Below are 24426 nucleotides of genomic sequence, written 5' to 3' on the forward strand. Positions count from 1 at the left end.
AGCGTGCCCACCGTCGCAACGGCCTGCGGGAAGATGGTGGGCACGGCGCGTTGCGCCTTTGCCCACCCTACGAGACCGAGTGTGTGGTACGAGATCCCGGATGCGCGCTAAGCGCGCTCCGGGATGACGCGCTTTCGCGCGTCACTTCTCGCGGAAGGCGCGCATCAGCTGGTCGTGCAGCGGCTTCATCAGATAGGACAGCATGGTGCGGTCGCCGGTCTGCACGAAGGCTTCCACGGGCATGCCGGGGATCATCTTGACGTCGCCGAGGCGGGCGATCTCTTCGGCGGGCATCGAGACGCGGATGGTGTAGTAGCTCTGGCCGGTGCGCTGGTCGGTGGTGACGTCGGGCGACACGCGGCTGACGACGCCGTTGAGCTCGGGCGTGGTGCGCTGGTTGAAGGCGGACAGTCGCAACAGCGTCTTCTGGCCGATCTGGAGCTTGTCGATGTCGACCGGGTTGACCTTGGCCTCGACCTGGAGGTCGTCGGCCTGCGGCACGATCAGCATCAGCGCGTCGCCTGCGGTGATGACGCCGCCAATCGTGTGCACCGTCGATTGCAGCACCATGCCGTCCTGCGGCGCACGGATGTCGACGCGGCGGAGCTGGTCCTCGGCTGCGACCTTGCGCTCGATCAGCTCGCCGATCTTGTCGTTGGTCTCGCGCAGGTCCTTGGAGACTTCGCTGACCACGTCCTTGTCGATCTGGATGATCTGGAGCTCGGTCTCGGTGATCTTGCCCTTGGCCTGGGCGCGCGAGGCGATGTACTGCGCGCGTTCGCCGTTGAGGCGCGCCGAGTCGCGTTCAAGCTGGGTCAGGCGCGAGATCTGCACCAGGCGCTTGTCGTAGAGCTCGCGCACGCCGGTGAGTTCGTTCTGCACCAGCGAGATCTCCTGGTCCTTGGCCTTCTCCTGCGCGCTGAGGCCGGAGATTTCCTCATTGAGCTGCGTGATGCGCTCGCGCAGCTGCGCCTTCTGTCCGGTGCGGCCGTTGACGCGGACGTCGAACAGCTTGGTTTCGGCCGAGAGCAGCGCTTTGACGTCGGGATCGTTGGCGCGCTCGAGAAGGCTTTGCGGAAACTCGATCCTGTCGAGACCGCGCTGCTCGGCCTGCAGCCGCGCCGCCCGCGCCTGCGCGGCATCGAGATTCTTGGTGACGATGGCGAGGTTGGCCTTGGTGACGGTGTCGTCGAGCCGCACCACGACGTCGCCGGCCTTGACCACGTCGCCGTCGCGCGCGCGCACCTCGCCGACGACGCCGCCGGTCGGATGCTGCACCTTCTTGACGTTGGATTCGACCACGATCTGGCCCGGCGCAATCAGCGCGCCCGAGATCAGCACCGTGGAGGCCCAGCCGCCGAGCCCGACGACCAGCACCAGCACGATCCCGAGCCCGAGCATCAGGTGGAACTTGATGGAATCGCGCACGGTCTTGTTCGCGGCAGGCTTCGGTCCACCGATCGCCAATGTGCTCATGGCTTGGGCACTCCACCTTCGCTGACGATCTTGATCGGAGCCGGCGGGGTCGCGCGCGGCTGGAGCACCTGGGCGAGAACCTGCTCCTTCGGACCGAAGGCCTGCATGCGGCCGTCGCGCAGCACCAGGATCTGGTCGACCGCCTCGACGCCGATCGGCCGATGCGCCACCACGACGACGATGGCGCCACGTTCGCGCGCGGCGCGGATGGCGCGGGTGAGCGCCTCGTCACCCTCGGTGTCGAGATTGGAATTGGGCTCGTCGAGTACGATCAGGAACGGATTGCCGTAGAGCGCGCGCGCCAGCGCCACGCGCTGCGCCTGGCCTGCCGAGAGCGCGGTGCCCTGCTCGCCGACCTGCGTGTTGTAGCCCTCGCGCATCTTGATGATCATCTCGTGCACGCCGGCGTCCTTGGCCGCGGCGATGATGGCATCGGAGGTGGCCTCGGGATCGAACCGGCTGATGTTCTCGGCGATGGTGCCGCCGAACAATTCGACGTCCTGCGGCAGATAGCCGATGTGGCGGCCGAGCACGTCGCTCGACCATTGATCGAGCGCCGCGCCGTCGAGCCGGACCTTGCCGCGCACCGGCTGCCAGACGCCGACCAGCGCGCGGATCAGCGACGATTTGCCGGAGCCGCTCGGCCCGATCACGCCGAGACCGTTGCCGGCGGCGAGCGCGAAAGTGATGTCCTGGACGATGAGGCGCTGGTCGCCCGGCGGCACCATGGCGACGCCTTCGACCGAGAGCCGGCTGGTGGGCGCCTGCAGCTGCGTCGGCATCGCCTGCGCCGGCATCTGCTCCAGCAGGCGGGTCAGGCGCTGCCAGCTCTGGCGCGCCGCGACGAAGGATTTCCAATGCGCGATGGCGAGATCGACCGGCGCGAGCGCGCGGGCGGAGAGGATCGAGCCGGCGATGATGATGCCGGCGGTCGCCTCCTGGTGGATGACGAGATAGGCGCCGACCGCGAGCACGGCCGATTGCAGCATCATGCGCAGCACTTTTGCGACCGCACCGAGACCGCCGGCGACGTCGCTCGCCCGCTGATTGCCGGCGAGATATTTTTCGTTGGCCTCGCTCCAGCGCTGGTTCATGCGACCGGCCATGCCCATGGACACCATGACTTCGGCGTTGCGGCGACTGGCCTGGGCGAGATCGTTGCGCTGGGCGGCAAGGCCCATCGCCTCCTTTGCCGGCTGGCGTGACATGAATTCGGTGACCAGCGTCAGGCCGACCAGGATGATAGCGCCGATCAGCGCGGTGACGCCGATCATGACGTGGAAGGCGAAGCAGATGGCGAGATAGAGCGGCAGCCAGGGCAGGTCGAAGAACGCGCTCGGGCCCATGCCGCCGAGGAAGGAGCGGACATTGTCGAGGTCGCGCAGCGGCTGGAGGCCGTCGTTGCGACTGCCGACGAGGAGCGGCAGGCGCACGATGGTGTCGAACACGCGCTTGTTGAGGGCTTCGTCCAGCGCGGTGCCGATCCGTCCCAGGACCCGGTTGCGGATCATGTCGAGCAGGCCCTGCGCCATGTAGAGGAAGCTGGCGAGGATGATGAGGCCGACCAGGGTCGGAACGCTGCGGCTGGGCAGCACCCGGTCGTAGACCTCCAGCATGAAGATCGATCCGGTCAGATAGAGCAGATTGATCATGCAGCTCATCAAGCCGACGCCGATGAACGCCGTGCGACAAGCACGCAAGGCGTCACCGAGCTCCGAGCGGCGGACGCCAGGGATGGCTGCCATCAGTCTTGTCTCTTTCGGGTAAGGGGCAAGGCCCCTGATTTCAAAGACGATTCAGGGGTACTCGCCGCGGATTAACATCTGTTTTCCGGCCGTCCAACGCGGTCGAAATAATCCGGGTCCCTGACAGGCCACATCTACCCCTGATCGCCTTCCGCGCAATCCGGAATTTCACAGGCTTGCGGCTTTTTCTTGCAGGCTTTCACCCGCTTCCAAGGATGGCCGAAGTTCCAACCCCCAACGCCGGCTAGAGCCGCCCGCCGCCACGCACCAGGCGGACCACCAGCAGCAGAATGACCGCGCCGATCGCGGAATAGACGATCTCGGAGACGAGCCCGGTGCCGAGACGGATGCCGAGCTTGGGAAACAGAAGGCTCGCCACCAGCGCACCGGCAATACCGATCACGATGTCGCCGATGATGCCGAATCCGGCACCGCGCACGATCTTTCCGGCGAGCCAGCCGGCGACCAGACCGACGAAGAGGATGACGAGCAGGCCTTCGTTCGAAATGTGCATCCGTTAAGTCCCTCTTCCGTGAATGCCCGCATGGAACGGGAACCGGCATGAATGAGGTGTGAATGCTAATCGCGGCCGGTCAGTTGCGGAGTCTCGATACAGAGGTCGAAAACAACCCCATGCACAGTAGACAAGTTGATGATTTCTTAGAGAAAATTTTCAAGCAGGGAACTCGGCTCTTCACTCTCCCATAAGAGCTGGGCGAGGGAGCGCAGCTGCGCACGTTGGCAGTGGCGCGCCGCAGTTTACGGCGCTACCGCGACCGGCTCCGCCAGCACGCATCGCGCCGCCCGGGCCGGGCCGACCTCCACATTCCCAGGCAGCTGCTCCAGGCAGCGCGGCTCGGCGAGCTTGCAGCGGGGAGCGAAGGAGCAGTTGTGCGGCTTCTCGGCGAGCGAGGGCGGCGTGCCGGGAATGGTTTCCAGCCGCGCGCCGCGCTTGGCGCCGTGGATGGTGGAGGCGAGCAGGCCCTTGGCATAGGGATGCACCGGCGAGCGGACAATGTCGCGCAGGCTGCCCTGCTCGACGATCTGGCCGGCATACATCACCGCGACACGGTCGCAGATCTCGATGGCGACGCCGATGTCGTGGGTGACGAAGATGACGGACATGCCGAATTCGCGCTGCAGCTCGCGCAGCAGAAGCAGGATCTGGATCTGCACGGTGGCATCGAGCGCTGTGGTCGGCTCGTCCGCGAGCAGAATCTTCGGCCGGCAGGCCAGCGCAAGCGCGATCATCGCACGCTGGCGCATGCCGCCGGACATCTCGTGCGGGTAGGCATCGAGGCGGCGCTTTGCGGAGGGAATGCGCACGACCTCGAGCATTTCGAGCGCACGCGCCCTGCCCTCCGCATGCGATTTGCCCTCATGGCGCACGACGCTTTCGGCGATCTGCGCGCCGATGGTGTAGACCGGATCGAGCGCGAGCGCAGGCTCCTGGAAGATCATCGAGACGGTCTGGCCGCGGAACGACGACAGCTCCTCGTCGTTCATGGCCAGCACGTCGCGGCCCAGCACGTTGACCGTGCCGGAGATCTGCGTGCGCTTCTTCGGCAACAGCCGCATCAGCGCACGCAGGGTCACGCTCTTGCCGGAGCCGGATTCGCCGAGCAGGCCCAACACCTCACTGTTGCCGAGCGAGAGGCTGAGGTCGTTCACGGCATAGACCGTGCGCTCGCCCGTGAAGCGGATGTTCAGGCCTGAGATCTCGACGAGCTTTGTCATGACGGCAGTTTCGGCAATCGGTCGTGATAGTCGGTGACGCGCTGGAAGGCGGCGCCGATGGTGAGCAGGGTGGCTTCGTCGAAGGAACGGCCGATCAGCTGCATGCCGACTGGCAGACCGGCTTTGGTGAAGCCTGATGGCACCGTGAGCGACGGCAGGCCGAGGAAGTTCACCGGGCGGGTGAACAGCGTCAGCCGCTGCACCATGGCCGGCGCATTCGGCCCGCCGCCGACGTCGCTCTCCTCGATGGTCGGCGCCGGCACGGGCGAGGCCGGCGCAATCACCGCATCGACGTGCGCCGTCGCTGCGTTGTGCGCGGCGAGCGCAGGCCCGCGCCAGCGCATCGCCTCGAGATAGGTGATGGCGGGAACGGCAAGGCCGTTCTGAAGCCGCATCAGGACCTGCGGGCCATAATCCTGCGGACGCTCGATCATCCAGCGCTTGTGGAAGGCGGCCGCTTCCGCGGCGAGCACCAGCTGGCTCGCCGACGACAATTGCCGCTGGTCCGGCAGCTCGACGGAGACGATGTCCGCACCCTCGCGCTTGAGCACCGCGATCGTTTCATCCAGCACGCGCGCGACCTCGCTGTCGAGATCATCGACATAGAAGGACGCGGGCACGCCGATCCTCAGGCCCTTCAGCGAGCCCTTGGTAGCGGCGACATAGTCCGACAGCGGCTCGTGGCTGCAGGTGGAATCCGCGGGATCGGCGCCGGCCATCAGCGCCAGCAGCAGCGCGCAATCCTCGGCGGTGCGGGCGAGCGGACCGACGGTGTCGAGCGATTGCGACAGCGGCATCGCGCCGGCACGGCTGACGCGACCGACGGTGGTCTTCAGTCCGGTGACGCCGCAGAAATGGGCGGGCATGCGGATCGAACCCCCGGTGTCCGAGCCGAGTGCCGCATAGGTCAATCGCGCTGCAACCGCCGAGCCCGAGCCTGATGAAGAGCCGCCGGTGATATGGGCGACGTTCCAGGGATTGCGCACCGGGCCGTAATGGGCGTTGTGCCCGGTCGGGCCATAGGCGAACTCGGCAAGATGCAGCGTGCCGAGCCTGACCTGGCCGGCGTCCTTCAGCCGCTGCAGCGCAGTCGATGTCGTGGTCGGCACGAAGTCGCGGCGGATCAGCGAGCCGCAGGTCGAGACCTTGCCGGCGTCGTAATACATGTCCTTGTGCGCGAGCGGTACGCCATGGAGGGGACCACGGACATTGCCCTTGGCGAGCTCGGCGTCGGCGGCCTCCGCCGCCTTCAGCGCCTCGTCCGCTTCAATCGACATGAAGGCGTTGAGATGCGGCTGCCATTGCGCGATCCGCTTCAACAGCGCACGCGTCACTTCATGCGAGGACAGCTGCTTTGCCGCGATCGCACGCGCGACCTCGGTGAGCGTCATCAATGCGGGTTCGGTGCTCATTTCAACACCTTCTGCGTCTGAGCGAGCACATAGCCGGCGGGCTCGAGATCGAACGGCAGCGTGCCGGCAATGGTCGCAAAGCCTTCGAAAGCAGGTCCGATGGAATTGGAGATGCGGGTTGCGATCTCGTCATCCACGGGGATGCCCGCGATGTGTGCGATCGGCTTGATCTCTTTCGGTGTCGGTCTCGTCATACGGTTTCTCCCCTGGGCGCGCGGCTATGGCCTGAACCCGGTATAGCCATGTAGCACGCGGCCTCGTGGCCCATCTTATCCAGCGCGGTGAGCTTTGGTGTCGCATTTGCGCAGAGCGGCTCCGCAAACGGGCAACGGGTATGGAAGCGGCAGCCCGGGGGCGGATCGATCGGGTTGGGCGGATCGCCCGTGATCGGCGGCGTCTCGGTGCGCCTGTCGGGGTCGGAGGACGGCATCGCCGCCAGCAGCGCGCGCGTATAGGGATGCGCCGGCTGGTCCCAGACCTGGTCGACCGGGCCGAGCTCGACGACCTCGCCGAGATACATCACCAGCACGCGGTCCGAGATGTAGCGGACCACGTTGAGGTCGTGGCTGATGAACAGATAGGTCAATCCAAACTCGCGCTTGAGATCGGCGAGCAGATTGAGCACCTGCGCCTCGACGGATTTGTCGAGCGCCGAGACGGCCTCATCCAGGATCACCAGCCGCGGCGACAGCGCCAGCGCACGGGCGATGTTGACGCGCTGGCGCTGGCCGCCGGAGATCTCGTGCGGATAGCGATTGGCGAAATTCTCCGGGCGCAGGCCGACCTTGCCGAGCAGCTCGCGGGCAAGCGTGCGGGCCGCGCCGTCGGCCATGCCGTGGACCTTTGGGCCGAAGGCGATCGACTCCTCGATCGTCAGGCGCGGATTGAGCGAGGCGTAGGAGTCCTGGAACACCATCTGCATGCCGCGGCGCAGCTCGCGCAGGCTCAGCGACTGGCCGACGGTCATGCCGTCATAGATGATGTCGCCCTCATCGCGCGGCATCAGATGCATCAGGAGGCGCGCGGTGGTCGACTTGCCACAGCCGGACTCGCCGACGATACCCACGGTCTCGCCCTTGGCCACAGTGAAGGAGACGTCGTCGACGGCCCGCACGGTGCGCTTTGCGGCGAACAGGCCGCCGCGCACGGGAAAATGCTTGGTCAGGCCGTTGACCTGAAGCAGCGGCTGCGCAACGCCGCCGCGATCCTCGACAGGCTCCAGCATTTCGACGGATGTGCTCTCGCTCATGGTCGCAGGCCTACATCCTCTGCCCATCGGGCAGGGCAACCGCATATGGCTGGCACCAAAGTCTCCTCACCGTCATGGCCGGGCTTGTCCCGGCCATCCACGCCTTGCCACGCGGAGCGAAGAACGTGGATGCCCGGGACAAGCCCGGGCATGACGACCGTCCGTGCGACGCCATTATGCTCCTCCATCATCATCGCTAATTCCTGATGTCCATGGCGCTTCGCAGGCCGTCCGAGAGCAGGTTGAAGCAGATCGAGACCGCGAAGATCATCGCGCCCGGAAGCGCAGCGACCCAGGGATTGACGTAGATCGCGGTGCGCAGCGTGTTCAGCATCAATCCCCATTCCGGCTCCGGCGGTTTCGTGCCCAGGCCGAGGAAGGAGAGGCCGGCGGCGAGGATCATGGAGACGGAGATCAGGCTGGTGGCATAGACGAAGATCGAGCCCAGCACGTTGCCGAGGATGTGCACTCGCATGATGGTGAAGGCGCCGGCGCCCGAGGCCCGCGCCGCCTCGACGAAATCCATGTTGCGCACGCCGGTGGTGACGCTTTCGGCAACGCGGGTGATCTGCGGCACGAACACCACGGTCAACGACACGATCGAATTGAGGATGCCGGCACCGAGCGCGCCGGAGATCGCGATCGCCAGCAGCACCGACGGGAAGGCATAGAACACGTCGACCGTGCGCATAATTGCGGTGTTGAGCCTGCCGCCGACATAGCCGGCAACGAGGCCGAGCGAGGTGCCGATGCAGAAGGCAAGGATGACGGGCAAAATGCCGATGACCAGCGACAGCCGCCCGCCATAGATCAGCCGCGCCAGCATATCGCGACCGAGCTCGTCGGTGCCGAGCGGGTAACCCGCCGTGCCGATGTGGCGCAGGCGGCGGATCATCGAACCCTTGTAGGGGTCTTCGAGACCGAGCCATGGCGCGAGGATCGCGGACAGGAAGATCAGCAGCAGCACCAGCGCGCAGGCCATGCTGACCTTGTCGCGCATGATGCGGCGGCCGACCGTCGCCCAATAACCGCGCGCCTTGGTCGGGGGCGCGGCCTGAAGCGCGGCATCGGCGGTGGCGGACAACGGAAGCTCGCTCATCGCTAGCCCCGCTTGATGCGCGGGTCGATCGCGGCTTGGGCGATATCGACGAGCAGATTGAGGAAGACGAAGAACAGCGCCAGGATCAGGATCGTGCCCTGGAGCAGCGGCAGGTCGCGCTGGAAGATCGCCGAGTTGAGCAGAAAGCCCGAACCAGGCCAGGAGAACACGGTCTCGATCAGGATCGAGCCGCCGAGCATGTAACCGAGCTGGAGGCCCATCACCGCGAGCGCAGTGGGCGCAGCGTTCTTGATGACGTGGCGGAATACGCCGGTTTCGCGCAAGCCCTTGGCCCGCAGCGCCTCGACGAAATCCTGGCTGAGGATGTCCCCGGTCAGCGCGCGCACCGTGCGCGTGACGATGCCCATCGGGATTACCGATGTCGTGATCGCCGGCAGCACCAGATATTTCAGGTGCGCCCAGTCCCAGGCCCAGGAGTTCGAGCCGCTGGGCCCGGCGCCGACCGCGGGCAGCCAGTTCAGCTGCACCGAGAAGATGATGACGAGCAGCATGCCGAGCCAGTAATGCGGCACCGAGACGCCGGCGATGGCGAACGAGGTCGCTAGTTTGTCGATCCAGGTCTCGCGGAAATAGCCGGCGATCAGGCCGAGCAGGATGCCCATGGTGAAGCCGATGACCGCGGCGGCGATCGCCAGCGTGACGGTGTTGCCGACCGCGCGCATGACTTCGGCCAGCACGGGACGGCCGGTGGCGATGGAATTGCCGAGATCGCCGTGCAGGGCGCGAAGCAGCCACAGCCCGAACTGCACCGGCAGTGGACGGTCGAAGCCATAGGCGGCGCGCAGCTGCGCGGCGAGCTCCTGCGAGGCATCGGCGGGCAGCACGGCGACGAGCGGATCGCCAGGCGTGATGTGCACGAGCAGGAAGCACACCAGCGCCACGCTGATGATGATCGGGACGACGTAGACGATGCGTCTGGCGATATAGGCGAGCACGTTTGATTACTCAGGTTGGCACGTAGACTTCGCGGATCGTCATGGCCGGGCTTGACCCGGCCATCCACGCGCCGCTTGCGCCGTCATTCCGGGGCGGTGCGAAGCATCGAACCCGGAATCTCGAGATTCCGGGTTCGCCCTTCGGGCGCCCCGGAATGACCGAGCAAATGGATAGACGTGGATGCCCGGGTCAAGCCCGGGCATGACGTGTGAGTAGACGGGCGGCCTCACTTCGCGATCGACACCGGCGAGAAGTCGATGAACCAGCTCTTCGGCTGCACGACGCCCGTCAACTTCGGGCTCATGGCGCGCGGGCCGACGTCGTGGGCGACGTAGAGGAAGGCCGCATCGTCGACCGAGGCCGCGTGGAGCTCGGCGAGGGCGGCGTCACGCGCAGCGGGATCGAAGGTCTGCCGTGCCTTCTTCACCAGTTCGTCGAACTTGGGCTCGTTGATAAGACCCCAATTGTTCGAGACCGGCGGCGCCATGCCCGATTGCAGGAAGCGCACCAGCGCGAAGAAAGGGTCCATCGCCGCATAGGTGACGTTGGTCGCGTTCGAGCCGTTGGCGCTAGGGTCCTTGGCGCCGCGGCGCCAGTTGGTGAACAGCGTATTCCACTCGATGACGTCGAGCTTCACGTCGAAATAGCATTCGGCCAGTGCCTGCTGGAGATATTCGTTCATCGCCAAAGGCTGCATCTGACCCGAGCCGGACGCCGAGGTCTGGGTCTTGACCGTCAGCTTCTTGTTCGGACCGTATCCCGCCTCCTGCATCAGTTTTTGCGCGGCGGCCTTGTCATACTTGATCTGGAAGCTCGGCTTGCCGCGCCAGGGATGGCCGGGCTCGAAGGTGCCGGTCGCCGGCACCATCAGACCGGCGAGCAGCCCGTCCCTGAGGCCTTCGCGATCGATGCAGAGGTTCGCCGCCTTGCGCACGCGAATGTCGTTCCAGGGCGAGCCTTCGATACGCGAGAATTGCCAGGGCCAGACATGCGGCTGCTCGTTGGCGTAGAGCTTGAAGCCGCGCTGCTTGAGCTCGGGCAGCGCATCCGGCGCGGGCGCCTCGACCCAATCGACCTGCCCCGAGAGCAGCGCCGCCGTGCGCGCATTCGCCTCCGGCATCGGCAAGAGCACCATCTTGTCGATCTTCGGCACGCGATCCTTATTCCAGTAGGCCGCATTCTTCACCAGCTCGAGCCGCTCGCGCGGCGTGAAGCTCGCCATCTTCCACGGGCCGGTGCCCGAGGCGTCCTTGGCGAACGCGGTCCAGGCGGCCTGCGACTTCGCCTTGGCGTCGGCACCTTCGGCCTTGTCGTAGAAGGCCTGCCACTTCGCCGGGCTGGCCATGAAGAGGTTGGTGAGGTTGATCGGCAGGAAGCTGTCGGGCTCCTTGGTGGTCAGTTCGACCGTCATGTCGTCGATCTTCTTGGCAGAGGCCAGCGTCGGCATGCGCGAGGCGGTGACGCCGACCTGGCTGGCGTCGAATTGCGGCGCGTCCTGCTTCAGGACCTTCTCGACGTTCCACACCACGGCGTCCGCATTGAACGGCGAGCCGTCATGGAAGGTGACGCCGGGACGCAGCTTGAACACCCATTTGGTCTTGTCGGCATCGTCGACCTTCCACTCGGTGGCAAGGCCGGGGATCACCACGCTCGCCTTGTCGGCTGAGGACAGGTCCCAGCCGGTCAGCGCGTCATACATGGTGAGGCCGGTGAAGCGGTTGCCTTCAAAGCCCTGATCGGGCTGGCCCAGCGTGCGCGGAATATCGGCAGCGGTCATGCCGATTCGGAGCACCGTTTGGGCACTCACGACGCGCGGCCATGCCGCCGCCGTCGTCAGAGCAAGCGCCGCGATCAATGCCGCGCGTGTCGTCTTCTTCATAAACATCGCCTCAATCCTTTTCCGGCTTCGATGACTATTTTTGATGCAATCGTATGCAATGGCTATGCCAATGAGAAACTTATTCTGCAATTTGTCACTGCGACGACAAGTCCTTGTGGCCAATGCACCGACCGACGCATCGCATTGCCTATTCTGGCATCAAGATTGCAGGTCCGCTTCCGAAATCCCTGGGAGCTTTGGACCATGCGTGTTCGCTTATCGACCTGTCTCGCCGTGCTTGCGCTGGCGGTCTCCGCAATCTCGGCGCGCGCCGAGAGCGTCGTGCGCTACGGCATCTCGATGGCGGATATTCCGCTGACGACAGGCCAGCCCGACCGCGGTGCCGGCGCTTATCAATTCACGGCCTATACGATCTACGATCCCCTGGTCGCCTGGGAGATGGACGTCGCCGATCGTCCCGGCAAGCTGGTGCCGGGCCTCGCGACCGAATGGAAGGTCGACGATGCCGACAAGACCAAGTGGCGCTTTACCCTGCGCAAGGGCGTGAAGTTTCACGACGGCAGCGAGTTCAATGCCGACGCGGTGATCTGGAATCTGGACAAGGTGCTCAACGACAAGGCGCCGCAGTTCGACAAGCGGCAGAGCGCGCAGGTGAAGACCCGCCTTCCCTCCGTCGCCAGCTACGCCAAGATCGACGATTTCACGGTAGAGATCACCACCAAGACGGTCGATTCCTTCTTTCCCTATCAGATGCTGTGGTTCCTGGTGTCGAGCCCGGCGCAATACGACAAGCTCGGCAAGGACTGGGACAAGTTCGCCAGCCAGCCCTCGGGCACCGGCCCGTTCAAGCTGACCAAGCTGGTGCCGCGCGAACTCGCCGAACTCTCCAAGAACCCGGATTACTGGAACAAGAAGCGCATTCCCAAGGCCGGCAAGATCGTTCTGGTGCCGATGCCGGAAGCGCTGACGCGCACCAATGCGCTGCTCGCAGGGCAGGTCGATTTGATCGAGACGCCGGCGCCGGATGCCGTGCCGCAGCTGAAAGCAGCCGGCATGAAGCTCGTCGACAACGTCACGCCGCATGTCTGGAATTATCATCTCAGCGTGCTGCCGGGTTCGCCCTGGACTGACATCCGCCTGCGCAAGGCGTTGAACCTCGCTATCGACCGCGAGGCCGTGGTCGGCCTGATGAATGGGCTGGCAAAACCCGCCAAGGGGCAGGTCGATCCGTCGAGCCCGTGGTTCGGCAAGCCGAGCTTCGAGCTGAAATACGATCTTGCCGCCGCAAAGAAGCTGGTCGAGGAAGCCGGCTACTCCAAGGCGAAGCCGCTGAAGGCCACCTTCATCATCGCGCAAGGCGGCACCGGCCAGATGCTGTCGCTCCCGATGAACGAGTTCCTGCAGCAGAGCTTCAAGGAGATCGGCATCGAGATCGACTTCAAGGTGGTCGAACTCGAGACGCTCTATACACATTGGCGCAAGGGCGCGGCGGACGAGATGAACGCCGGCATCACTGCCAATAACATCGCCTATGTCACCTCCGACCCGCTCTACGCCATCGTCCGCTTCTTCCATTCGGGCCAGATCGCGCCGGTCGGCGTCAACTGGGGCGGCTACAAGAACCCGAAGGTGGATGCGCTGATCGACGAGGCCAAGCAGACCTTCGATGCCACCAAGCAGGACGAGCTGCTGGCACAGGCGCACGCGCTGATCGTCGACGACGCCACGCTGGTCTGGGTCGTCCACGACACCAACCCGCACGCGCTGTCGCCGAAGATCAAGCAGTTCGTGCAGGCGCAGCACTGGTTCCAGGATCTGACCACGATCGGAATGGAGTGAGGGGGCGGCCACACTTTCGCTTCACATTACACCGTCGTCCCGGGGCGCGACGCAGTCGCGAGCCCGGGACCCATAGCCATAGGCCGCAATCGTGCGGAAACTCGGAGTTGCCGGCGCGCGCCATAACCGCTCCCTGTGGTTATGGATCCCCGCCTGCGCGGGGATGACACCGTCGATGGGGCGGCCATCAAACCACACCCGACGACCCTACTTCGTCAGCAGCGCATAGGCCCCCGTCCATCCTTCCGCCGGCGGATTGAGCTGGAAATCCTTGATCCGGGCTTCATAGAGCCTGAACAGCTTTTCCAGCGTGTCGGCGTCCTCGCTCTTGCGGCCGCGCTCGATGGCGTCGAGGGCGCCCTGCCAGTCGCGGCTGCGGTAGCAGCCGAGCATTTCGATGGTGATGTTGCGAAGGCGCTGGAAGGCGCCCGAATGCATCACGTCCTCGCGGCCGGCGATGGCGTAGATCACCTCCGGCTCCGACTTGCCCTTGACCATGATGAAGTCGAGCTCGAGGATCGCGAACTTGTCCTTGGCGGCGAGCGCAGTCCGCGATCCCACGATGATCGGGAAGCCGTATTCCTTGGTCTGCCCCTCCAGGCGCGAGGCCAGGTTCACGCTGTCGCCGAGCACCGAATAGTTCTTCTTCAGGTCGGAGCCCATATTGCCGACGACGCCGATGCCGGTGTTGAGGCCGATGCCGACATTGAGCGGAATGTAGACGTGGCCGCCGTCGGCGGCTTCCTGCTCGCGCTCCTTGTTGACCGTGTCGATCTGCTCCAGCATCTGGATCGCGGCTTCGCAGGCGTTGACCTCGTGCTGGGCATCGTCGAGCGGCGCGTTCCAGAACGCCATGATGGCGTCGCCCATGTATTTGTCGATATAGCCCTTCTGCTCGATGATCACGTCCGTCAGCGGTGTCAGGAAGCGATTCATCAACTCGATGAGGCCTTGCGGATCGTGCTTGTAGCTCTCCGAGATCGTGGTGAAGCCACGCACGTCGGAGAACATGATGGTCATCTCGCGCTCCTCGCCGCCGAGCACGAGCTTCTCCGGCGACTGCACCAGCTGCTCGACCAGAACCGGCGACATGTATTGCGCGAATTGGCCGCGGATCTGCACGCGCTGACGCTGCTCACGCACGAAGCTGGCGAAGATCAGGGTCAGATAGACCGCGGTGGTCGACAGCAGCGGATAGGTGAAGTCTATGAGATAGCGGTATTGCGTGTAGAAGAACCAGGACACCCCAACCAGGATGGCGGCGAAGGCCGCGCCGGCCAGCACCAGACGCACGGGGCCGAGATTCGGCGTGAAGATGATGACGAGCAGCCCGATGACCAGCGCCGCGATCAGCTCGATGCCGAGCGCGTAGTTCGGCTGCGAGATCACCGCGCCGCTGAGCACGCTCTCCAGCACCTGGGCATGGATCTCGACACCCGGCATGGTCGCGGATACCGGCGTGGTCTTGATGTCGTTGAGCCCGGCCGCGGAGGTTCCGACCAGCACCAGCTTGCCGGCGAACTTGCTCGGGGACACGCTGTTGTCGAGCACGTCGGCCGCGGAGACGTAGATCGAAGGATCCCGGCGGGCATAGTGCACCCAGAACTGGCCGTTCTTGTCGGTGGGGATCTCGACGCCCTTGAGGCGCACGGCCCGCACGCCGGTCTTGTCGGTCCTGACCAGCAGCGTCGGCGTGCCCGTGACGACGCGCAGTATCTCGAGGCTGAGCGATGGCATGATGTTGCCCTGGGCCCGCATGACCATCGGCACGCGGCGAATGAAACCGTCCCGCTCTTTCCTGATCGAGAACAGGCCGCGGCCGGCAGCGACCTTCTCTATGTCCGGCACGTTGCGCAGCAAGCCTGGAAATTCGAACAGGAAACGTTCGGCTCCCTCCTCGCCGACGGTCGCCACGCCGGTGAACGGAAGCGATTTATCGAGCTCGGACAACACGGCCGGAAGCCCGGTCTCGCCCAGCACCACGCGCGAGCGCTTGATCGCCTCGGCGAGGATCTGGTCGTTGGTCGGCAGCTCGCGCAGCTTTGCGCGGGTGGCATCGTCGAGATGGCGCATCTGGCTTGCGACCAGATCCGGATTGAGCCGGTCGGGTTCGGAGAAGACCACGTCGAAGCCGATCGCAACCGCGCCGTGACTGGTCAGGTTCTGAATCAAATCGGCGATCCGCGTGCGCGGCCACGGCCATTGCCCGAGCTTGGCGAGGCTCTTGTCGTCGATGTCGACGATGACGACAGGCCGTGCCGCTTTGTGCCTGGGGTCGATCAGCTGGAACATGTCGAAGGTGCGCAGCCGCAATTCTTGGATCGGCGGCGGATCCCACAGGCGCGCGCCGGCGAACAGGACCAGCAGCGCGAGGCACATCAGCCGCGCGAAGCCGAACTTGCGCGCAAACCACCGCCGCAGGATTTTGAGACGTTTCATGCCAGTCAGACTACCTGCCCCGGATCATGCCGGGCGCAGCGATCATGGAGCGTCGGCGTGCGATTGGCTATTCCCGAGTGCTGAAGATCATGGATTTTTTGCCGCGGTCACAGGCCAGCCGGCGGCCACCGCATTCACTAGGCGCCGTGAGCGCCGAAGATGAAATCGCTGGATTGGAGATTCGCGACGGCGACACCCTTGAGCAGGATCGTCTCGTGGCTATCCAGTGTGAGCAGCGTGCCGCCATCCTGCGCGGTGGCCGCGGCAAGGTCGCTCCAAGAGCTGATGCCGCTGAACTGCCGCAGGTCGATCTTGTCGAGACCGAACTCGAAATCGTTCACGGTGTGCTGGACCTGATCCTGTGGCGACGCCGGCGCGAACACGAACTGGTCCTTGGCGCCGCCGCCGATGAGCGTGTCGCTCGACTCGGTCGCGAAAATAACGTCCTTGCCGCCAGTGCCCTGCAGGGTGATGCCCTGGCTCTCGGCTCCTTCGACGAAGATGAAATTTACAGTGTCGGAACGACCGGCCGAGTCCGCAACAGTCAGCGTGATCTGTTCGATTCCGGGCAGCTCTGCCTCGGGATTCGCGCCGGTCGGATCGTAGACGATGCCCGCGCCCTCTGCGAGGCCGGTGTTGATCTGGGCGAGCGTGCCCGTCGTCGGATAAACGCTGGCGAGGCTGACGTCCGGATTCGCGGTCGACAGCGTGACCGTGAAAGTGTCCGTCGCTGCGCCGGGATCGGTGTCAGTAATCTTAAGATCGGTGATGATCTCGTTGCTGTTCTCGGTGATGTGCTCGACCTGGAAGCTTTCGGTGTTGATGACCGGGCCGCCGGCGTCGTCGGCGCCAGTCACGTCCACCGTGAGCGTTGCCGTGTCGGTCGCACCATGGATGTCCGTGGTCTGGACCGTGAACGTGTCGGCATACGATCCGGCTGCCAGCGCGTTGATCGCGGCTGCATTCGGAACGTAGCTGTAGCTGCCGTCGGCGTTGACGGTCAGCGTCCCGTACAGGCCCGCGACCGTCGTCGCCGCGTGGTGATCTGCATTGAGGACGGCGTAGGTCAGCGTCGCCGTCTCGCCGCTGTCGGCGTCGGTCCCGGCCAATTGCCCGGTGATATCGGAGAAGGTGTCGGCCGCGGCGGTGTCCGTGAGCGGACCGATATGGAGATCGGACAGGGTTGGCGCGTCGTTCGTGCCGTTGATCGTGACGGTGACGTCCTGGGAGACCTGCGCGCCGTGATCGTCGGTGAAGGTGACGGTGTAGACCTGGGTGATGGTCTGGCCCTGCCCCAGCGACTGCAGCACCGCATTGTCGTTGTCGAGGCTGAAGTGCCAGCCCAGTGTCGCACCGTTGTCGGTGTCGGTGTTGAACTCTGCGACCGCGGAATCAATCGTGAAGGTGCCTAGCGGCGTGTCGCCGTCGAAACCATGCAGAAGCGCGTTCGATGTCGCCGATTTGAACACGGCTTGCGCGGTGTGGGCGTCGATCAGATCGAAATCCTGGATCGCCAGCGTGCCGTCGATCGAGAGCGTGGTGCCCTCATCCTCGATAACCGAGCCCGTCGCCGCGCAGGCATCGCTCGTGATCGTCGGCGCGTCGTTGGCGCCGTTGATCGTGACGGTCACGTTCTGCGAGACCTGCGCGCCGTGATTGTCGGTGAAGGTGACGGTGTAGACCTGGGTGATGGTCTGGCCCTTCGCCAGCGACTGCAGCACCGCGTTGTTGTTGGCGAGGCTGAAGTGCCAGCCCAGCGTCGCGCCGTTGTTGGTGTCCGTGCTGTATTCCAGCACCGACGGATCGATCGTGAAGGTGCCGATGTTCGCGTTGGCACCGAACCCCGGCAAGGTCGAGCTGGCGGATGACGAAGTGAACACCGCATGCGCCGTATGGGTGTCGATCAGGTCCAGATCCTGGATCGCCAGCGTGCCGGCGATCGACAGTGTCGCGCCGGTATCCTCGGTGACGGACCCCTTTGCCGCGTTTGCACTGCTCGTGACTGTCGGCGCATCGTTGGTGCCGGTGATGGTGACCGTCACGTCGCGGGTGACGGTGCCACCGTGATGGTCATCGAGCTTGACGGTGTAGACCTGCGTGATGGTCTGGCCTTCGGCCAGCGACTGCAGCACCGGATCATTATTGTTGAGCGTAAACGTCCAGCCGACCGACCCGCGAGAGCTGGCGCCTGGGCTCTCGTTCACCGCTGCAAGCGCGAAAGTGCCGATATGCGACGTGCCGTTGCCGAAGCCGGGCAGATGCGCGCTCGACGACGTCGACTTCAGGACGTAACTCGCAGTGTGCGTATCCGTGAGGTCCGGATCGTTGAATGTAATGGTGCCATTCGCCGCCAAGGTTGTTGACGACGTATCCTCGGTCACGGCGCCGGTCGGCGTCGTGGAGTCTTCGACGACCGTCGGGACGTCGTTCGTGCCCTCGACATTGACGTCCGCCCCGTCGATGGACACCGTGAGCGGCGTGCTGACGACACCGCCGTGGCCGTCATCGACCTGCACCACGTAGTTGAGGATCAGCTTCTCGTCCTTAGCCAGGAAGTCGAAGAGATGGTCGGGAACGCTGTAGGTCCAGGTGGCCGTGCCGTTGTTGCCGTTTCCGGCGCCCTGAACCACCGTCAGCGACACCTTGACGGCGGCGATCGCGGCGAGCTGCGCCGGGGTCAACGTCGTGATGTCGTTGCCTTCGGCGTCGAGATATTTGAACGGCTCGACGGTCGAGAGCGCCGCGCTCACGATCGGCCGGTCGGTCAGATCGACGTCGGTGAAGGTGACCGTGCCGGTGATGACGTCCAGAGCCTCGTTACCGGTCCCGACCTGCTCGATGACGGTGCCACCCGACGTCGCAACGGTAGGCTTGTCGTTCGTTCCCGTGATCGTGATGGTGATGGGAATGAACTTGCTCTCAGGGTTCACCGTGAAATTGGTGTCGACGCGGACCATGTAGGTCAGCGTCAGCGTCTCGCCGGCCGCGAGGAAGTCGAAGACCTTGTCCGGGATCGTGTAGGTCCAGACCGCCGAGCCGTTGTTGTTGTTGCCGGGATCGGGGACGACGCCGATCTGGATCTGCGTCGCCACGATGGCCTGCTTCTGGAGCACGGAGAGCGAGCCCGTGACGTCCTGCTGGCCGGCATTCTTGTAGATGTAGTTCGGCGCCTCGGCGAGGCTTATGCTCACCGTCGGCCGGTCGCCGAGATTCTGATCGATGAAGGTGATCCGGCCGGAGACCGTGTCGGGCGTCGTCGCGCCCGTCGTGTCGGCGCGCTCGGTCAGCGCGAATGCCGTCTTCACGTTGCCGCCGGAATCGAGGCTCTGCACCAGCGGCTGGCCGGGAATACGGGTGACGAGCGGCGGGGGTGTGCTCGGCCCCTCCTGCCCTTGCGTATTGAGGTTGACGAATGTCGCGGTCGCGACGGCGCCGGATGCCGACTTGAACACCACGTCCAGGCTCATCGGCGTAAGCGTGTCGGTGAAGTTCGTGGTCAGCTTGGTGTTCGTGTTGTCGGTGAACTTAAGCGTGAACACGTCCGTGATCAGCTTCTGCACGTCCGGCGACAGCAGCCCATTGGTGATCGAGACGTTGCCGCCGCTGATCTGGATCATTTGACCGGCCTGGTTGACCGTCGCGATCGGCAGCAGCGTGACCTTGTCGAACAGGATGTAGGAGCCCGTCGTGCCGTTCGGCTCGACCAGCACCTGGAAGCTGGCCTGCGGCTGCGGATCGCCGCCCCCGGCCGGGACGACGAAATTGATCTGGGTCAGCACCGCCGTGCCGCGGATGCCCATGGTTGCGACCGGCGTGTCGACCTTCATGTCGCCGTGCTTGGCGGTCTCGCCGGCGACGAAGGTGATGGTGCCGGCGACGAGGCTCAGCAGCGAGGAGTTGCTCGACCCGTTGGGGTCGTAGACCATCTCGTTCAGCACCATCCGCGCATTGGAGGACAGGCCGAACACGGTGCCATCGATGAAGGTGATGCCGAGCGTCGAATCGGCACCGGTCGAGACCACGTCGCCCTTCTCGACGTTGTCGCCGTTGTTCAGGATGACCGAGACGCCGTTACGGATCGCTGTCGCGCTGCCGACCAGCTTGGTGACGTGGCCGATGACCTGGGCTGCGGCCGTGCCGGGCGCGGCCTGCGCATATTGCACATGGCCGGTGAGCGCGTTGACGATGTCGCCGGTGAGGTGGGCGCCGTCCGACGAGGCGATGGCTGCGCGCTTGTCGCCTCTGAAATAGTCGTGGACGACGAACTCGCGCCCCTCATGGGACAGCACGAGATCGAGGCCCGTGCGCTTGAACTCGCCATTGAAGATCAGGTTGGGGTCGGGAACGACGACCGCACCTTCGGGCACGTGACCATGCGCCTTTGCGATGAACGGCTTGGGTGCAAAGGAATCGACATGGATATCGCCCAGGGAACGGGAACCCTGGCCGTCCAAGGGGATCGCGGCGTCAAATTTGCCAGCGTAATTCAACCGCGCACCGTAAAAAGGGTTAAAATCTAAGTAAGTATCGACCGCCTAAGCTTGCATAGCATTACCAAGTCCTTAGCGAAACCATCTATTGCTTGTGTGATTCCGCATCACCGAGCCGCCAACGGCGCAATCGGGCCAAGTCCTCATAGAGGAAGCAGGAGAACTCTGGAGATACTTGCAAGTATAATTGCGGTTATTCGAGCCCATTTTCGGCACCCCAAAATATTCGAACGTATAGATCAGGCAGCGAATACTTGTGTCATCTTTTCTTCGTGGTGCCCCGCAACACACTGCGGCAAATACGGACTTAAATCTGTGACCTAACTAACAGAAGCCCTGAAAAAGCGGGCCGGTAGCCATAGGAGGCGGATTCGACGGACGCACAACCAGCACCTGCAAATGGTTCCGTTTCGCGGCAGCTGGCGATCTCCTAGCCCCGATTCGTAAAATTTTACGCAATTTGAGCAGGCGCATTTCAGCCTGTTTCCCGGATTTGGAACCCCTGCCGAGCGCATTAAGCAGAACAAAACGGCCCGTCTCGTACTATCTCCGCGAAAGCAACAAGGCCCGGCACGTCGAGATCGAGGGGGATTTCGCGAAGCCCGGGAAGGGGATGTCAGATGGAGACCGCTACTCGCTCGCGCGCCTGGCGCGCAATCCTTGTCATGTGCGGATTGATCCTGCTCGGATCGGCCGCCGAGCTTCGCGCCGGCACGCTGCTGTCGCCGGGCGCCGGCGTCCTCGTGCGCAAATCCGCCGAACCTTTCGGCGTGTTCGCCTTCTCCCTCTCCGCCGGCAATTTGCGGCAGAAATGGCTGACGCTGAAGGACAGGCTCGACGACGACATGGTGCAACTCGCGCTGTGCGACGGCGACCGGGACAATTGCGCATCGCCTGCGGCCCTGAAGCTGCTCGCCATCGTCGACCAGGTCCGCGGCCGCGACGGCCGTGCGCGCCTCGGCGAAGCCAACCGCGCCATCAACCTCGCCATCCGGGCCGCCGATGACGGCATCGACGACGTCTGGAGTTCGCCGCTTGCGACCTTCCAGCGCGGCGGCGGCGATTGCGAGGACTATGCCATTGCCAAGCTCGCCGCACTGCGGCTCGCCGGCGTTGCCGCCGAGGACCTCCGCATCGTCGTGGTGCGCGACGTCAGGGCCGGCGAAGCGCATGCGGTCGCCGCCGCACGGCTCGACGGCCACTGGCTGATGCTCGACAATCGCCGCATGGCGATGGTCGAGGACGAGGCTGCACAGATCTACCGGCCGCTGTTCGTGCTTCACCAGTCGGCCGTTCTGAAATATGTCGACGAACCGATCCGGGTCTCGATGGCCGCCGAGACGCGCTGATTGCGGCTCTCTCGTCGCCTGCCCCACCATAAAGCCGTTTCGTTGCACGATCCGGACGGCTAGAGCATAATCGGTTCTGATTGAATCAGAACCGAAGCTCTAGATTCTTGTTTTGACGCGTTTTCTTTACGCGAACCGGTATCCACTTCGCTCGAAAACGCTCTAGCATGGCCGCGGCCACGCTGAGGGACGAGGGGAATGCGGTTCACGGTGCTCACTGTGCTTGCGCTGCTGGCGTTGCCGACGGCGCCTGGCTCCGCGCAATCTGACCGCTCCATCGCCGACAGGCTGCCGCTGTTCGCCAAGAACAACTGCCAGCAGATTCGCGATCCCGGCAATCAGCTGTTCTGTGGTGATACTGAGCTGGCCGCCGCCGCCGAGAAGCTGAGCACGGCGGTCGAGGCGCGACTCGCCCGCCTGCCCGATCGCCTGCCGGCGATCGAGGAGAATGCGATCTGGATCCGCCAAAGAAACCTCGGTTGCGGCATCGTCGGCCAGACCGCGATCCGCGCCGACGAATTCGACCGGGTGAAGGCGTGCCTGCTCAAGGTGACCGAGGAGCGCACCGCGATCGTGCGTGATCCGGATTTCGACTGCCTCGCGGCCAACACCGCGGCCGGCGCGCTGATCTGCGCGGATCCTGCGCTGGCGGTCGCCGAAACTGAGCTCAACGGCCTGGTGCTCGGCCTGATCGGCAAGCTGGACCCGACCGCCGCGCGCTTTGCCTTCGCCGAATACGGCAGGTGGACGCGAGAGCGCGACCGCAAATGCAATCTCGTCGGCAAGGAGAACGTGCCGCTCCAGGAATTGGAGACCGCGGAAGACTGTCTCGCCGACCATCTGAAGCGCAGGACCGACGAGATTCGCACGGCGAAGGGCGATCCCAAGAAGGTGTTTGGCCGGCAGGTCGCAGCCCGCTCGCCCGATACCGACGCGGTCGACTTCTGCGCCGCGCGCATCCATGCCGCCAATTCCTGCGGCAACTTCCTCCGCATCAACCGCGTCTACGCACTCGACAGCCATGCGACCGATCAGGAGGCACAGGTCACGGGCGAGATCGAGATGGTCGTGCTGGCGCCCTTCACCATGTGCAGCAAGGTCGCCTCCACCTGCACCGGCACCTGCTGGGACGCCAGGACGGGCCGTCCTCAGCCGGGAGCCGGAAACAAGGAGCGGTCCGCAGAAGCCTTCAACGTCACGCGGCGCCTGCGGATCCAGCGGAATTTTGCCTTCGTGAAAGCCGCCGACGGCTGGCGCTGCCGCGAGGACGAGCTGGCTCCGGTGAATTCGGGTACGGCAGGCGGGGGATCGTGAACTCTTGCCCTCCCCTGGAGGGCTCGCATTGAACTTTCACTATCCCCTGGAGGGGGAGGGCTATCGCATTTGGACCGTTACAAGAGGTCGTCATGCCCGGGCTTGTCCCGGGCATCCACGTTCTTTGTGCTGCGTAGTAAGACGTGGATGGCCGGGACAAGCCCGGCCATGACGATGAGAAGGCTCTCGAACCCCAAGTGCGAAGCGAAGCATCAGAACATCAGATTGTCCTTCACCAGCACCCAGCGGCCGCCCTTGACCTGCTGCACCTGGGTGATGGTGTTGGCGAGGTGGTCGGTCTTGGAGAACTTGGTCGGCGGCGAGTTGAAGATGTCGAGGAATTTCTCACCCGACTCGAGCGAATCCAGCATCTTCTGGCCGGTCAGATCCTTGCCCGCCTTGTTCGCATAGAACGCAAACGTCATCATCGCATTGTAGCCGATGATGGCCTGGGTGTTGGCGTCGGCGTTGAACATCTTCTTGTAGTTGACGAGCCAGTCCTTCACCTTGCCCTTGGCGGTGTCCTCATAGGGAATCTCGAAGCCGCTGGCGGCATAGAGACCCTCGACGGCTTCCTTGCCCAGCGCCGGAACCTCCATCACATTGGTGGGGGTGGCACCGAGGAAGGTAACGTCCCAGCCCAGCTTCTTGGCTTCGGTCATCGCCCCGATGGTCTCGCGGAGCACGGTGCCGAGCACGACGAGGTCGCAGCCGTCGGACTTCATCTTGGCGATCTGCGCGCTGAAATCGGAGGCGCCGCGCTTGTAGCTCGTGATCGAGGCCGGCTGCGCCTTCATCGCGGTGAGCTGCTGATTGAAGCCGTCGAGCACGTTCTTACCGTACTCGTCGTCCTGATGCATGATGCAGGGCTTCTTGAAGCCCTTCCACTCGATCATGTATTTCACCGCGGCCCGCGTGCTCTCGACATAGGGCAGCAGATTGTTGAACTTCAGCCGTTCCTGCGGCTTGGCCGGATCGAATTTGAAGGTGAACTCGGCCGCCGTCAGCGGGAAGAGCTGCAGGACACCGGCGTCGAACAGGATGTCCTGCGCGGCGAGCACCGTCGGCGATCCCATCGGCCCCACCATGGCGAAGATCTTGTCGCGCTCGATCAGCTTTTGCGACGCCAGCACGGCCTTCTTCGGATCGTAGCCGCTGTCCTCGACGACCAGCCGGATCTTGCGGCCGTTGATGCCGCCGGCCGCATTGATCTCCTCGGCCGCCATCTTCATGCCGTTCGCGACCGGAACACCCCACCCCTTGATCGGACCCGACAGGTCCTGGTGCGTGCCGATGACGATCTCGGTTGCCGAGATGCCCTCGTTGGTGACCTTAGTTTGCGCCGCGGCCGGCAGATGCGTGAGCACGACTGCGCTCACCGCAAGGCCGAACGCCCTGAACGATTTCGACATTGACGTCTCCTCTCCCTGGCCAGTGTTGCGCGAAGGGCGTGGCCATCGCTCCCCCGCTGTTTCCTCGT

General features: G+C 64.4%; 16 protein-coding genes and 1 pseudogene. 3 read left to right on the forward strand and 14 right to left on the reverse strand.

What is annotated here, in order from left to right; genetic code table 11:
- Positions 1-141: 141 nt before the first annotated feature.
- The 10 genes from LPJ38_RS00970 to LPJ38_RS01015 form a co-directional block, all read right to left on the reverse strand.
- On the reverse strand, positions 142-1476 hold the full coding sequence (locus tag LPJ38_RS00970; protein ID WP_145630745.1) for an HlyD family type I secretion periplasmic adaptor subunit: 1335 nt from the start codon (positions 1474-1476) through the stop codon (positions 142-144).
- On the reverse strand, positions 1473-3221 hold the full coding sequence (locus LPJ38_RS00975) for a type I secretion system permease/ATPase (protein ID WP_145630744.1): 1749 nt from the start codon (positions 3219-3221) through the stop codon (positions 1473-1475). The genes LPJ38_RS00970 and LPJ38_RS00975 overlap by 4 nt, the downstream gene beginning before the upstream one ends.
- Before the next feature lie 244 nt (positions 3222-3465).
- On the reverse strand, positions 3466-3735 hold the full coding sequence (locus tag LPJ38_RS00980) for a GlsB/YeaQ/YmgE family stress response membrane protein (RefSeq protein WP_008541453.1): 270 nt from the start codon (positions 3733-3735) through the stop codon (positions 3466-3468).
- A gap of 245 nt (positions 3736-3980) precedes the next feature.
- A complete protein-coding gene (locus LPJ38_RS00985) occupies positions 3981-4958 on the reverse strand; it encodes an ABC transporter ATP-binding protein (RefSeq protein WP_145630743.1) in 978 nt (325 codons plus the stop codon).
- Positions 4955-6370: an amidase gene (locus tag LPJ38_RS00990; RefSeq protein WP_145630742.1), complete on the reverse strand. Its 1416-nt coding sequence runs from the start codon at positions 6368-6370 to the stop codon at positions 4955-4957. The genes LPJ38_RS00985 and LPJ38_RS00990 overlap by 4 nt, the downstream gene beginning before the upstream one ends.
- Positions 6367-6564 (reverse strand): hypothetical protein, encoded by a 198-nt coding sequence (locus tag LPJ38_RS00995; protein WP_145630741.1) that lies wholly within the window; start codon positions 6562-6564, stop codon positions 6367-6369. Before LPJ38_RS00995 ends, LPJ38_RS00990 begins: the two co-directional genes overlap by 4 nt.
- Positions 6561-7619, reverse strand: a complete 1059-nt coding sequence (locus tag LPJ38_RS01000; RefSeq protein WP_167520378.1) for an ABC transporter ATP-binding protein — start codon at positions 7617-7619, stop codon at positions 6561-6563. Before LPJ38_RS01000 ends, LPJ38_RS00995 begins: the two co-directional genes overlap by 4 nt.
- Positions 7620-7815: 196 nt before the next feature.
- A complete protein-coding gene (locus LPJ38_RS01005) occupies positions 7816-8718 on the reverse strand; it encodes an ABC transporter permease (RefSeq protein ID WP_145630740.1) in 903 nt (300 codons plus the stop codon).
- Positions 8719-8720: 2 nt separating this feature from the next.
- On the reverse strand, positions 8721-9674 hold the full coding sequence (locus LPJ38_RS01010; protein WP_145630739.1) for an ABC transporter permease: 954 nt from the start codon (positions 9672-9674) through the stop codon (positions 8721-8723).
- A 227-nt stretch (positions 9675-9901) separates the two neighbouring features.
- On the reverse strand, positions 9902-11560 hold the full coding sequence (locus LPJ38_RS01015; RefSeq protein ID WP_145630738.1) for an ABC transporter substrate-binding protein: 1659 nt from the start codon (positions 11558-11560) through the stop codon (positions 9902-9904).
- Between the two features lie 198 nt (positions 11561-11758).
- On the opposite strand from LPJ38_RS01015, the gene LPJ38_RS01020 reads away from it, so the two are divergent.
- On the forward strand, positions 11759-13354 hold the full coding sequence (locus LPJ38_RS01020; protein WP_145630737.1) for an ABC transporter substrate-binding protein: 1596 nt from the start codon (positions 11759-11761) through the stop codon (positions 13352-13354).
- 207 nt (positions 13355-13561) lie between these two features.
- Here LPJ38_RS01020 and LPJ38_RS01025 read toward each other — a convergent pair whose 3' ends face one another.
- The 3 genes and pseudogenes from LPJ38_RS01025 to LPJ38_RS38225 form a co-directional block, all read right to left on the reverse strand.
- Positions 13562-15793: a CHASE2 domain-containing protein gene (locus tag LPJ38_RS01025; protein WP_145630736.1), complete on the reverse strand. Its 2232-nt coding sequence runs from the start codon at positions 15791-15793 to the stop codon at positions 13562-13564.
- Positions 15794-15930: 137 nt separating this feature from the next.
- Positions 15931-18312, reverse strand: a complete 2382-nt coding sequence (locus LPJ38_RS38220) for a beta strand repeat-containing protein (RefSeq protein WP_430640299.1) — start codon at positions 18310-18312, stop codon at positions 15931-15933.
- A gap of 30 nt (positions 18313-18342) precedes the next feature.
- Positions 18343-20283 (reverse strand): annotated as a pseudogene (locus LPJ38_RS38225) (FecR family protein); the annotation flags it as partial.
- 620 nt (positions 20284-20903) lie between these two features.
- Between LPJ38_RS38225 and LPJ38_RS01035 the strand changes: the two are divergent.
- Positions 20904-21632, forward strand: coding sequence for a transglutaminase-like cysteine peptidase (locus LPJ38_RS01035; RefSeq protein WP_145630734.1), 729 nt, complete (start codon positions 20904-20906; stop codon positions 21630-21632).
- Positions 21633-21830: 198 nt separating this feature from the next.
- Positions 21831-22946, forward strand: a complete 1116-nt coding sequence (locus LPJ38_RS01040; RefSeq protein ID WP_145630733.1) for a lysozyme inhibitor LprI family protein — start codon at positions 21831-21833, stop codon at positions 22944-22946.
- 212 nt (positions 22947-23158) lie between these two features.
- On the opposite strand, the gene LPJ38_RS01045 is transcribed toward LPJ38_RS01040, so the two are convergent.
- On the reverse strand, positions 23159-24358 hold the full coding sequence (locus LPJ38_RS01045; protein WP_145630732.1) for an ABC transporter substrate-binding protein: 1200 nt from the start codon (positions 24356-24358) through the stop codon (positions 23159-23161).
- Between the last annotated feature and the right edge of the window lie 68 nt (positions 24359-24426).

It is taken from the genome of Bradyrhizobium daqingense (genome assembly GCF_021044685.1).
Classification (GTDB): Bacteria; Pseudomonadota; Alphaproteobacteria; order Rhizobiales; family Xanthobacteraceae; genus Bradyrhizobium; species Bradyrhizobium daqingense.

What these genes read in the sequence shown, in the direction of transcription:
- LPJ38_RS00970 (WP_145630745.1), bottom strand. Translation starts at nt 1,476, where the DNA reads ATGAGCACATTGGCGATCGGTGGACCGAAGCCTGCCGCGAACAAGACC.
- LPJ38_RS00975 (WP_145630744.1), bottom strand. Translation starts at nt 3,221, where the DNA reads ATGGCAGCCATCCCTGGCGTCCGCCGCTCGGAGCTCGGTGACGCCTTG.
- LPJ38_RS00980 (WP_008541453.1), bottom strand. Translation starts at nt 3,735, where the DNA reads ATGCACATTTCGAACGAAGGCCTGCTCGTCATCCTCTTCGTCGGTCTG.
- LPJ38_RS00985 (WP_145630743.1), bottom strand. Translation starts at nt 4,958, where the DNA reads ATGACAAAGCTCGTCGAGATCTCAGGCCTGAACATCCGCTTCACGGGC.
- LPJ38_RS00990 (WP_145630742.1), bottom strand. Translation starts at nt 6,370, where the DNA reads ATGAGCACCGAACCCGCATTGATGACGCTCACCGAGGTCGCGCGTGCG.
- LPJ38_RS00995 (WP_145630741.1), bottom strand. Translation starts at nt 6,564, where the DNA reads ATGACGAGACCGACACCGAAAGAGATCAAGCCGATCGCACACATCGCG.
- LPJ38_RS01000 (WP_167520378.1), bottom strand. Translation starts at nt 7,619, where the DNA reads ATGAGCGAGAGCACATCCGTCGAAATGCTGGAGCCTGTCGAGGATCGC.
- LPJ38_RS01005 (WP_145630740.1), bottom strand. Translation starts at nt 8,718, where the DNA reads ATGAGCGAGCTTCCGTTGTCCGCCACCGCCGATGCCGCGCTTCAGGCC.
- LPJ38_RS01015 (WP_145630738.1), bottom strand. Translation starts at nt 11,560, where the DNA reads ATGTTTATGAAGAAGACGACACGCGCGGCATTGATCGCGGCGCTTGCT.
- LPJ38_RS01020 (WP_145630737.1), top strand. Translation starts at nt 11,759, where the DNA reads ATGCGTGTTCGCTTATCGACCTGTCTCGCCGTGCTTGCGCTGGCGGTC.
- LPJ38_RS01025 (WP_145630736.1), bottom strand. Translation starts at nt 15,793, where the DNA reads ATGAAACGTCTCAAAATCCTGCGGCGGTGGTTTGCGCGCAAGTTCGGC.
- LPJ38_RS01035 (WP_145630734.1), top strand. Translation starts at nt 20,904, where the DNA reads ATGGAGACCGCTACTCGCTCGCGCGCCTGGCGCGCAATCCTTGTCATG.
- LPJ38_RS01040 (WP_145630733.1), top strand. Translation starts at nt 21,831, where the DNA reads ATGCGGTTCACGGTGCTCACTGTGCTTGCGCTGCTGGCGTTGCCGACG.
- LPJ38_RS01045 (WP_145630732.1), bottom strand. Translation starts at nt 24,358, where the DNA reads ATGTCGAAATCGTTCAGGGCGTTCGGCCTTGCGGTGAGCGCAGTCGTG.